Origin of the sequence: Streptococcus parasanguinis (genome assembly GCF_019929185.1) — a bacterium.
GTDB classification, from domain to species: domain Bacteria; phylum Bacillota; class Bacilli; order Lactobacillales; family Streptococcaceae; genus Streptococcus; species Streptococcus parasanguinis_O.
In genome coordinates this window covers 69663-80040 of record NZ_JAHZPC010000008.1, presented here as the reverse complement: position 1 = coordinate 80040, position 10378 = coordinate 69663, and the positions used below count along the sequence as shown (strand labels likewise).

The following is a 10378-nucleotide window of genomic DNA, read 5'->3' as shown; positions in this document are numbered from 1 at the left end:
CCCACTCAACCACTGCGTCTTGCTCGACAATCCAAAAATAATTGAGAGGCTAGGACTTTTGTCCCAGCCTCTTTTGTGATGAACAGCAAGTAACAAAAGGAAGAGGATGAGGATAGATGTTCGGAAATCAAGCGCTTTCCAATAAAATTGTAAGAGTTTCTAGGAAAATATTGAAGTAAAACCGAAAAAATAGTAAAATGGAAGAGCTGATTGCAGCAAATCAACTGTTCTGCGTTCTCCTTTTTGGAGAAGTGTCCTACATTAGAAAATGGAGTATTCTATGAAGAAAAAAATTATCTTGAAAAGCAGTATCCTAGCGGTCGCTGCGGGTCTTAGTGTTTTTGCGATCAATAGCGTTTTTGCAGACGAATTGCCCGTACAGTTTATGGGCGTCAATGACTTCCACGGTGCCTTGGAACAAACGGGGACAGCTCGTTTAGAAGGCGAAACTGTGAAAAATGCAGGAACAGCCCCACTTTTGGCAACCTATTTGAACGATTCGCAAAAAGACTTTGAAACAGAGAATGCAGGAACGCCTAATGCCAGCATCCGTGTGCAAGCGGGAGATATGGTCGGCGCTAGTCCAGCCAACTCTGCCCTCCTTCAAGATGAACCAACTGTAAAAGTCTTCAATGAAATGAACTTTGAATATGGAACTCTTGGTAATCACGAGTTTGACGAAGGACTTGGTGAATTCAACCGGATCATGAAGGGAGAAGCCCCAACACCTGGTCAATTCAACAAGATCGTCGATGAGTATCCTCATGAAGCTTCTAAACAAGAAGTCGTGATTGCCAACTTGGTCGACAAGGATACCAACAAAATCCCATTTGACTGGAAACCTTATACCATCAAAGAAATCCCAGTCAATGACAAGACTGTTAAGGTCGGATTTATCGGGGTTGTTACGACAGAATTCCCAAATCTTGTCTTGCGTAAAAATCATGAACAATACCGGGTTTTGGATGAAGCAGAATCGATTGCCAAATATGCGCGTGAATTAAATGACCAAGGGGTTCATGCGATTGCTGTCTTGGCCCACGTTGCTGCCACTAGTAAGAATGGTGTAGCAGAAGGTCCTGCTGCAGACATGATCAAAAAATTAAACCAAATCTATCCTGAAAACTCAGTGGATATCGTCTTTGCAGGTCACAACCACCAATATACAAACGGGATGGTCGGAAATACCTTGATTGTTCAAGGTACGTCTCAAGGGAAAGCATACTCGGATGTCCGTGGAGTCCTAGATACAGATACAGCTGACTTTGTCAAAGCACCAACTGCTAAAATTATTGCGGTAGATCCATCGAAAGGCAAAGCAAAAGATGCCAAGGTTCAAGCGATCATCGATGATGCCAATGCGACGGTTAAAAAAGTAACAGAAGCAAAAATCGGTACAGCAGACAAGGCTGAAAATATTACCCGTGAATTGAATGCGCAAAAAGAAAGTGCTGTTGGAGATTTGGTCACAGCAGCGCAACTAGATATTGCCAAAAAATCAGGTTATCCAGATGTTGACTTTGCCTTCACCAATAATGGAGGAATCCGTGCAGACCTCGTGGTGAAACCAGACGGAACAGTCACTTGGGGTGCAGCTCAAGCCGTGCAACCATTTGGAAATATCCTTCAAGTAGTAGAAATCACTGGGGACCAAATCTACAAAGCTTTGGACCAACAATATGATGAGAAAGAGCTTTACTTCTTGCAAATGGCAGGGATCAAGTACACCTATACAAAACCAGCTGATGCAACAGAAGAAAATCCATATAAGGTCGTAAAAGCTTACAAGGCAGATGGAACTGAAATTGATCGCAACAAGACCTACAAGGCGATTATCAACGACTTCTTGTATGGTGGCGGAGATGGCTTCTCAGTCTTCCGTGATACAAAATTGATCGGTGCCATTAATCCAGATACTGAAGTCTTTATCCAATACATCGAAGATGTGAATAAGGCAGGGAAGAAGTTGTCTGCTTCAATCTTGGGCAACAAGACATTTGTGGAAAAAGTGGAAGAAGAAACACCAACTCCAGAACCACAACCAACTCCACAACCACAGCCAGCACCAGTTGATCCAGTAAGTCCTGTAAATCCAGTCCATCCTGTGGCTCCAGTGTCTCCTGTTGCCCCAACTCCTCAACCTGAAACCCCAGTAACTCCAGCTCAACCAGCTGCAAGCGAAACAAAAGAAGTGGCAACAAACAAACCAGTCGCTGTCACTTATCATACGGGTGGTCAAGCTGAAGTAGCTGCTACACCAGCAACTGGTCTTCCAAAAACAGGTCAAGAAGAATTGGCTTCGACCGTCCTTAGCCTCTTTGGTATGACCTCACTTGCTTTAGCGGGATTTGTAGCCAGCAAAAAACGTGAAGGTTAAGTCGTTCATCCGTTAACTTACCCTAAAAAACGTCCGTTCTATAAAGAAACGGACGTTTTTGATCTTAGGCTGTTTTCTCCACCCAGACACTGCGGACAAAGAAGAGGCTGATCAGAGCCAGTGCTAGAAAGGCAACTCCCAGGTAATAATAGGGTTGATCCATTGTAGTAGATCGACCGGAGAGATTGACAATCCCTCGGTAGAGGGCTCCTGCTGTGAGCGTAGCCACTCCGGAATTCCAAAGATTGAGACTTAGGCGAGAGAGGCCTTTCACCATCAACTGTAGAGCCACTAACAGGGCGCCACCGATCAAAGGAATCAAGAAGAGGTAGTGCATAAAAGCAGAGGTTTCGCCAAAACTAAAATGTTCATAGATACGACTTCCGACAAAGAAGAAAGCCGAGATAAGAATGTACCATAGGATGGTCTTTTTCAAGCGTTGTTTAATAGGATTAGTAACCGATGTAGACAATGTCACTCACCGCCCTTTCTGAGATAGTACCATTTGTTGTTGGTTTATTAATAACTTGGCCATTGAAGTAAAGGGTAGAAGATCCACCACCATCCAAGTTGTAGGCTGTTTTAACGCCATAAGACTTCATCACTTCCGCTAATTGGTAGAGAGACAGTCCTTGGCTTTCTGAAGTCCGTCCATCTGACACGACGATAATGTAGTGGTTTTCATCGATGATCCCAATCGCTGTACGTGGGTTGGATGCCATTGACTGCCCAACTTCTGAGTTGGTGTCTACCGTAATCTCACCATTTTCAACCAAGGAAGGACCGAAGGCAAGGAGATTGACGACCCCGTCTTTGACCAATTGATCCGCAGAGATCTCATCTTCATAGATAATTTTGAAGGATCCATCCTTATAAATCGCCAGGTCCCCATTGCTTGAATCTTCCCGAACGGTATCGCGGTAGACCACTCCATTTCGGATGACGTATCCTGTACTGTTAGCCCCGTAATAGTCACCGTTCACTGCTAGAATAGCACTGTTGTCGGCGGCTGTGACGGAGGTCTTAGCCGTTACATTTGTCCCGTAGGTGTTTTGTGCAAAGGCTGTTTTGAGATAATCTGCCGAGCTGACTGTGATATCTGCGATGTAAACCCGGGTATTTTCAACTGTTTTTTCTGTTAAAGTCACCTGGATATTGTCATCTGAATAGCTAGTATCGGTCGTTGTAGCTGAAGCAGCTGCTTTTTTGGCTGCCTTAGTGTCCGTAGTCGTAGCTTTTACGGTTTGGATGGCATCGGATAAGACAAAGGTCTTGAGCATCGAGTAGCTAAAACTGCTGGTCAAAAGAAGGCCAAAGCAGGCAGCATAGGTATAGGATTTTTTAAAGAATTTCATGGTGGGGAGCTGTCCTTTCTTTGAAAATTACTTTTTTCTGGATCACCCATGAGACCAGAAAGAGGAGGAAGCCAACGACAATTTTACTGATCAGGAGATTGAGCCCGAAAGCAGTATAGAAGAGTCGAATCAAGAGCGTATCGAGAATAAAGAGGCCGAGGGCTAGACCAAAGCAGCCACTTCCTGTTTTAGCGACGCTGTCTTTATTCTTAAAGACCAGATGCTTGTTAGTCGAGTAGTTAAAAATGGAACTCGTCACACGAGCGATCCCGTTCGCTAGGAGAATGCGAAGACTAATGGGCACGGCCATCATCACGAAAAGGAAGAAAGCGTAGACCAGATAGTCAACGATAAAACTACTCAGAGAGGAGAGGGCAAACTTAAACATGTCCTTGTAGATCATGAGGCCATCTCGAATAGGGCGGAAGTGGGAACCTTCATTGTCATTGATGTAGACCGTTTCAATCGGAACTTCTAGGATGGGGAAGGACTTGCTTGCTGCAAGGAGAACATTCATCTCATATTCATAACGCTGTCCGTCAACCTCAAGCATGAAAGGCAAGAGATTCGTAGTAAAAGCCCGTAAACCTGTTTGGGTATCGCTGATTGCCACTCCGGTTTGTTGTTTGAAGAGGAAACGGGTCAATTTATTCCCGAAGGCAGAACGCAAAGGAACTTTTCCAGAGAAGGCGCGTGCTCCTAGAATAAGTGTTCCAGGATGTTCTTGAGATTGGTTAACAACCCTGAAAATATCCCAAATTTTGTGCTGACCGTCTGCATCAGCTGTAACAATGCTTCCATAGGTACCTCTTTCTAGGATGTATGCATAAGCAGTCTTGAGAGATTGCCCTTTTCCTTGGTTGTGCTCGTGGGTCAGGACTGTCGCAAGACCGTCCAATTTGTCAAAAATCACTTTCTTGTCGGCGTCACTTCCATCGTCGACGACGATGATTTCGAGATCGCTTTTAGCATGGACCAAGCGAACCAGTTTGACAAGATTCAGATCCGGTTGATAGGCGGGGATGATAAGATAATTCATAATCGTTCCTCGTTTCTTGAGATTTGTTGTAGCTAGTATAAAGACTCAAGCTTAAAGCTAACTGATATCAGTTTTCTTTAAGGAAAAGGGACAGGAAAGGAGTCTCTTTCCTTCTATTAATTGCCATTTTTAAGGGGAAGTTTCCCTTCAATATCGTAGGGTATATAAAAAATGATGTTTCAAATCCTAAAGATAATCCTTGCCTTTGTTCGAAAAGTCTGGTATAATAGTTTCTTGTGAGTAAACCTCACTTACCCCTTGCAAAGACTTGGGGTCATTAGTCCAAAAGGAGGAACATTATCAATGGCTAAATACGAAATTCTTTATATTATTCGTCCAAACATTGAAGAAGAAGCTAAAAACGCTTTGGTAGCACGTTTCGATTCTATCTTGACTGACAACGGTGCAACTGTTGTTGAATCAAAAGATTGGGAAAAACGTCGTCTTGCATACGAAATCCAAGATTTCCGTGAAGGACTTTACCATATCGTAAACGTTGAAGCGAACGACGCTGTAGCTCTTAACGAGTTCGACCGTCTTTCAAAAATCAACGGTGACATTCTTCGTCACATGATCGTAAAAGTTGACGCGTAAGAAATCATCAGAGGTGACTTATGATTAACAATGTTGTACTTGTCGGTCGTATGACCCGTGATGCTGAACTTCGTTACACTCCAAGCAATCAAGCAGTTGCTACTTTCAGCCTAGCTGTCAACCGCAACTTCAAGAGTCAGAATGGAGAGCGCGAAGCCGATTTCATCAACTGTGTGATCTGGCGTCAGCAAGCAGAAAACTTAGCCAACTGGGCTAAGAAAGGTGCTTTGATTGGGATTACCGGTCGCATTCAAACACGTAATTACGAAAACCAGCAAGGTCAACGTGTTTATGTCACTGAAGTCGTAGCAGACAGCTTCCAACTATTGGAAAGCCGTGCAGCACGCGAAGGGCATGCAGCTGGTGGCTATTCATCAGGCAACGGTGGTTTTGCTGGAAATGCAACTCCAAGCTTTGGTGGATCTGAACCAAGCAATGCAGCGCCAAACTTTGGTCGTGAAGAAAACCCATTTGGAGCTAATCCAATGGATATCTCAGACGACGATCTTCCATTCTAAGAATGGGTTTAACGAATTAAAACTATAAAGGAGAATTAAACATGGCTCAACAACGTCGTGGCGGATTCAAACGCCGTAAAAAAGTTGATTACATCGCAGCAAACAAAATTGAATATGTTGATTACAAAGATACTGAGCTTCTTAGCCGTTTCGTTTCAGAACGTGGGAAAATCCTTCCTCGTCGTGTAACTGGAACTTCAGCGAAGAACCAACGTAAAGTAACAACAGCTATCAAACGCGCTCGCGTAATGGCTTTGATGCCTTTCGTAAACGAAGATTAAAAAAGAGGTCCAGTGGACCTCTTTTTCACGAGCTTGAAAACAAGAAAGCGAGTAAGACCCGGGTGGGTCTTTTTTTCAGGTCCGGTGGACCTCTTTGACCTTTCCCTAGCTCTAATCGTGTTATAATGTGGGAAGAAATGTATTAAGGAGAGAACTATGAAGGAAGGTGTAATCATCAGGAGGATGATAAAGGTAGATATTGAGCACATCTCTCAAGCCTTTATCCACCAAGGGTGGCCGGGTAGAGAGGATATCTTGACTAGCTATTTTCAGGAGCAGGAGAATAGAGAGAGGGACGTATTAGTAGCTGAGTCGGATGGATTTGTGGCAGGCTATATCACTATATTGCCTGCTGCCAAGCACGGACCTTTCGTGGGAGTCTATCCTGAACTATCTGATTTTAATGTTTTTGAGCCATTTAGAAATCGAGGGATTGGGAATCAACTCTTAGAGGAGGCGGAAAAAAGAGTCCGGCTACTATCAGAGATTGTTACTTTAGGGGTTGGTTTACACTCGGGTTATGGCCCAGCTCAAAGACTGTATGTTAAACGAGGCTATATCCCAGATGGATCTGGAATTTGGTTTAGGGATCAGCCCTTGGACCCTTACAGTTCTTGTGAAAACAATGATGACTTAGTCCTCTATTTTTCAAAAAGATTGAACAATGATATGCAGTAAAATAATGCTCCATAATTATTGCAGTGCTTTTACCAACCACAAAAATTATAAAACAAGATTAATTTGTCATACCTGCCTTTGGGTAGGTTTTTTGTTTGTCTTTTAACTATAGTTGATGTGAAAGTCAATTTTCTAGATAGAGATATCAACTAGAGGTGAAATTTTATTTGATATAAAAGTATTTTACTCATTTAAATTGATATGGTTTGAAAAAAGGGCTATAATATCCTTGAGGGTAAGCGTTCTCAAAAGGAGGTGGCTGTTTATGTTTGAAATTCATAACTTGTCCATTAAGTATGGCAAGAAAACACTGTTGCTACCAACATCTCTAAAGTTCGAAAAGGGGAAATTATATACAATTTATGGAAAATCAGGAGTTGGAAAAACTTCGTTGCTGAATAAAGTTGGGCTGATTTCAGAGTATGACCCTAAAGTAACTTATATTTACGATGGCTCCAAAATTGATACGAGTGACAAGAAGATTGTTTCATCCTTTATTGCACAAAATATTGCTTTTATATTTCAAAGTCATAATCTAATAAAAGACTTGACTGTGTATGATAATTTGAAAATTTCGCTAAACTTTTTCAAATTATCAACTAAGGAAATAGAAAAGAAAATAGATAATATTCTAAGTGAGTTAGGAATTTTAGAATTGAAGGATGAATATCCTGAGGATTTATCTGGGGGAGAAGAACAACGTGTTGCCATTGCTAGAGGGATGATAACAGATAAGAATATTATTTTAGCAGATGAACCTACAAATTCTTTGGATTCTGAAAATAGAGAAATTGTCTCATCTTTACTGTTAAAACTAGCAAATAAATATAATAAAATCGTTATTGTAGTTTCACACGATGAATATGTTATTAACAAAGGAGATATAAAGCTACATTTCGAAGACAAAAAATTAATTGGAATGAAAGAAGACATAGAGTGTAATTTTCAAGAAGAGTGGCATGCTAGTAAGTTAAAGAAAAATATTAGATTGAAGATCCAAAAGAAAAGGAAGGTACCTCCTTTACCTGTACTTTTATTAATACTAATTTCCTTCACAGTTTCACTTGCAGTTGGTTCTATGAATATTCAATCATTATTTTCTTCTAAGTATCAAAGATTCATCAGTGATTCATTAGAAAATGGTTTCTTGGTTATTAATGATTCAATAGGACTTGGAACGAGCAAGGTGATTGATGATTTCCAATCGCTCTCGAATAAGGAAATACATCAAATTTCTGATAGTAGGAATGTATACAAATTAGAACCATATATTGAATTTCCTAGTATGGGAATGACTTTTGAAAATGCTGAAAACTATTTAAAAATTAGTCGAGATTTTTCACCGAATCTATCTATTAATGGAAAGAATATTCATTTATCCAAGAATTATAGTGTGCAACCACTATTCAATACGAATACGACTCAGAGACAAATTAAATACTTTGATAGGACTACGAATAGGGGGATATTTGTTTCGGAATCATTTATCAAAGAACAAAAGCTAGAAGACATTGTAGCTGGGTCGGAGATAACACTTACATATTATGTCCCCATTAATGTTTATGAATCTCATATAGATAAAGAAGGAAGTTATTATAAATCTGACGGAGACCTATATGTGAAAGAGGAACAAACGTTTAAAATACTTGGGATCGTAAAAGAGGAGTATCCGTTTAACTATTCTGTAAATGATAACACCTTATTCATGGCGAGTGATGAGATGCTGAAAATACAGAGCAAATATATAGGTGTAGAAAGCAAACAGAGAGGAACACTTGATGATCTTCCTGTAAAAGAATGGGTCCCAAGTGCAGTACATGTTACTGTAAAGGATAGCAAAGATATCCCTCAAGAAATTAATCGTATTAAAAAAATTTCGGATAAATTTTCGATTGTTTCCTCTTTCGAGAATTATAAAGAATTTAATAAAGGTTTAAAATACATAAAAAACTTTTTGCTAATTATTTCGTTTGTCATGCTTTTACTTGTAGTTGCAATCTTATCTTTTGTCTTCTTTTTGATAAATAGAACTAGAAAATACGAAGTTGGCGTATTAAAGGCTATGGGATACAGTACAAAACATGTTTTTAGATTATTTATTCTCGAGTTATTAAATTATGGAAAGAAAATAATTATTTTATCAAGTATTCTGATTTTTATACTAACTATATTAGCTATTCAAATGCTTCAATTAGAAGTAGTTGATATCATTCATTTCTATCTAGCTTCTATAGCGTCATTAATTATCCTTACGTTTGCTGTATTAATGACTAGTGGGCTCATTCCTATCTATATGACAGGGAAGCAGCCTATTGTTGATGCCATTCGTAAGAATAGATAAATTGATTGGTCATAGTGACCAAAGGCCATAAGTAATCGTTTGCCATGGAAGTTGCATGTTCCTTATGATCGAGGAGTCAACGGATCTGTCTTAATCGGTGTAGGAGTATACTCTCCGTGGTGAGCTGTTAACCTATGGTGAGATCAGCATTATTATTCTCTAGATTTTTAGAATATCTTGTGGTTAGATAGGATGAATGGCTCACTGCTGGATAAACAGTGGTGAGTTTTTTTATCCCCCATAATCAGGAAAATAGTGATGTTTCTTTTCTTTTTTGACGATCTTTATTCCATAACGATCCGTTAATTTAATTATGTGGCTTAGATTGGAAATGTTTATCCAAAATTTTTTGAGAGTTGTTTTACATATACTGGTTTTATAGGTTCATAGAGCTAAACATTATTCTCATAAGTCGATTTCATAATAAAAACACCCCAAAAATTAGATTTTTTCTGTCTAACTTTTGGGGTGCAGTTTAAACTTCATCCATTTTCTTAGCGTCGAGTTGCAGGTGCTGTGCTCGAACTTTTAATATTAAAGCGTTTCTTGAGGTAGAAGCGAAGGACAAGCGCTAGAGCTCCTAAAACAATGGCAAAAACATCTGGAATAGTTGGGTTGAGGACTTGTGGGAGTAGGGAAGTAAAGGACAAGACAATGACCCAAAGGAACATGACTCCAACAAGAATCGGCATAGATTTCCAAAGAGAAGGACGCTCGCTGCGATCTTTTGTGCCATCCATATACTGATAGAAGAAGTAGTACATGAGATACAAGAGCAGGGCCCCTGTCAAACTTCCAAGGATCAAGGTGATCAAACCATAGCCAGTACGACGCGGTGCGACCAAGTTCATAAAGGCGCTAATCGCAGCAAAGACTCCAAAGATAAAGAGGAAGGAATCCAAAATCATGAGAGAGGGAGCATCGTTTAATTTCGGATGCTCTTTTTCATAGCGTTCTTTCTCGCTGAAAGAGTTCGCCCATACAGTTGGAGCTCCAAAAAGGGTCCGTGCCGGAATTCCTTTTCCTTGGTTTTCATGGATAGCTGGAAGAATTTCTTGGATGAGGCTTTCTGCTTCTTCCTCTGTCTTTCCGTTTTCAAGCAATTGGTGTTTGGCGATCCGGATAAATTCTTGGTTTTTCTTGCTTAGTTGATTCAAATCAAATTGAGACATAAATACTCCTTAGTGTTATTAGT

10 protein-coding genes are annotated in these 10378 nt (G+C 40.2%); 6 read left to right on the top strand and 4 right to left on the bottom strand.

The annotated features are described in order from the left end of the window. Positions 1–280 precede the first annotated feature (280 nt). On the top strand, positions 281–2377 hold the full coding sequence (locus K1I56_RS06395) for a surface-anchored 5'-nucleotidase (RefSeq protein WP_223325564.1): 2097 nt from the start codon (positions 281–283) through the stop codon (positions 2375–2377). 64 nt (positions 2378–2441) lie between these two features. Here K1I56_RS06395 and K1I56_RS06390 read toward each other — a convergent pair whose 3' ends face one another. From K1I56_RS06390 to K1I56_RS06380, 3 genes are read right to left on the bottom strand one after another with little or no spacing between them, the layout of a single operon-like run. Then, positions 2442–2849 (bottom strand): hypothetical protein, encoded by a 408-nt coding sequence (locus K1I56_RS06390; protein ID WP_223325565.1) that lies wholly within the window; start codon positions 2847–2849, stop codon positions 2442–2444. Next, on the bottom strand, positions 2830–3732 hold the full coding sequence (locus K1I56_RS06385) for a phosphodiester glycosidase family protein (RefSeq protein ID WP_223325563.1): 903 nt from the start codon (positions 3730–3732) through the stop codon (positions 2830–2832). The genes K1I56_RS06390 and K1I56_RS06385 overlap by 20 nt, the downstream gene beginning before the upstream one ends. Continuing rightward, positions 3719–4771, bottom strand: a complete 1053-nt coding sequence (locus tag K1I56_RS06380; protein ID WP_223325562.1) for a bifunctional glycosyltransferase family 2/GtrA family protein — start codon at positions 4769–4771, stop codon at positions 3719–3721. The genes K1I56_RS06385 and K1I56_RS06380 overlap by 14 nt, the downstream gene beginning before the upstream one ends. 303 nt (positions 4772–5074) lie before the next feature. Here K1I56_RS06380 and rpsF point away from each other — a divergent pair, with 303 nt between their 5' ends. The 5 genes from rpsF (at position 5075) to K1I56_RS06355 (ending at position 9183) form a co-directional block, all read left to right on the top strand. Beyond that, entirely contained in the window at positions 5075–5365 is a 291-nt protein-coding gene (gene rpsF / locus K1I56_RS06375; protein WP_003005040.1) for a 30S ribosomal protein S6, read from the top strand. Positions 5366–5385: 20 nt separating this feature from the next. Then, the gene (locus K1I56_RS06370; RefSeq protein WP_003005554.1) at positions 5386–5883 is read left to right on the top strand and encodes a single-stranded DNA-binding protein; all 498 of its coding nucleotides are present in this window, start codon (positions 5386–5388) and stop codon (positions 5881–5883) included. 41 nt (positions 5884–5924) lie between these two features. After that, positions 5925–6164 (top strand): 30S ribosomal protein S18, encoded by a 240-nt coding sequence (rpsR, locus tag K1I56_RS06365; protein WP_000068664.1) that lies wholly within the window; start codon positions 5925–5927, stop codon positions 6162–6164. A gap of 156 nt (positions 6165–6320) precedes the next feature. Beyond that, complete coding sequence (locus K1I56_RS06360) at positions 6321–6842, top strand: GNAT family N-acetyltransferase (RefSeq protein WP_223325561.1); 522 nt, start codon at positions 6321–6323, stop codon at positions 6840–6842. Between the two features lie 265 nt (positions 6843–7107). After that, complete coding sequence (locus K1I56_RS06355) at positions 7108–9183, top strand: ATP-binding cassette domain-containing protein (protein WP_223325560.1); 2076 nt, start codon at positions 7108–7110, stop codon at positions 9181–9183. Between the two features lie 494 nt (positions 9184–9677). Here K1I56_RS06355 and K1I56_RS06350 read toward each other — a convergent pair whose 3' ends face one another. Next, positions 9678–10355: a DUF1129 domain-containing protein gene (locus tag K1I56_RS06350; RefSeq protein WP_049488557.1), complete on the bottom strand. Its 678-nt coding sequence runs from the start codon at positions 10353–10355 to the stop codon at positions 9678–9680. Positions 10356–10378 lie beyond the last annotated feature (23 nt).

Bases quoted from the DNA above. Each gene is read 5' to 3' on its own strand.
- K1I56_RS06380 (WP_223325562.1), bottom strand. From the start codon at position 4,771: ATGAATTATCTTATCATCCCCGCCTATCAACCGGATCTGAATCTTGTC.
- K1I56_RS06350 (WP_049488557.1), bottom strand. From the start codon at position 10,355: ATGTCTCAATTTGATTTGAATCAACTAAGCAAGAAAAACCAAGAATTT.
- rpsR (WP_000068664.1), top strand. From the start codon at position 5,925: ATGGCTCAACAACGTCGTGGCGGATTCAAACGCCGTAAAAAAGTTGAT.
- K1I56_RS06360 (WP_223325561.1), top strand. From the start codon at position 6,321: ATGAAGGAAGGTGTAATCATCAGGAGGATGATAAAGGTAGATATTGAG.
- rpsF (WP_003005040.1), top strand. From the start codon at position 5,075: ATGGCTAAATACGAAATTCTTTATATTATTCGTCCAAACATTGAAGAA.
- K1I56_RS06355 (WP_223325560.1), top strand. From the start codon at position 7,108: ATGTTTGAAATTCATAACTTGTCCATTAAGTATGGCAAGAAAACACTG.
- K1I56_RS06370 (WP_003005554.1), top strand. From the start codon at position 5,386: ATGATTAACAATGTTGTACTTGTCGGTCGTATGACCCGTGATGCTGAA.
- K1I56_RS06385 (WP_223325563.1), bottom strand. From the start codon at position 3,732: ATGAAATTCTTTAAAAAATCCTATACCTATGCTGCCTGCTTTGGCCTT.
- K1I56_RS06395 (WP_223325564.1), top strand. From the start codon at position 281: ATGAAGAAAAAAATTATCTTGAAAAGCAGTATCCTAGCGGTCGCTGCG.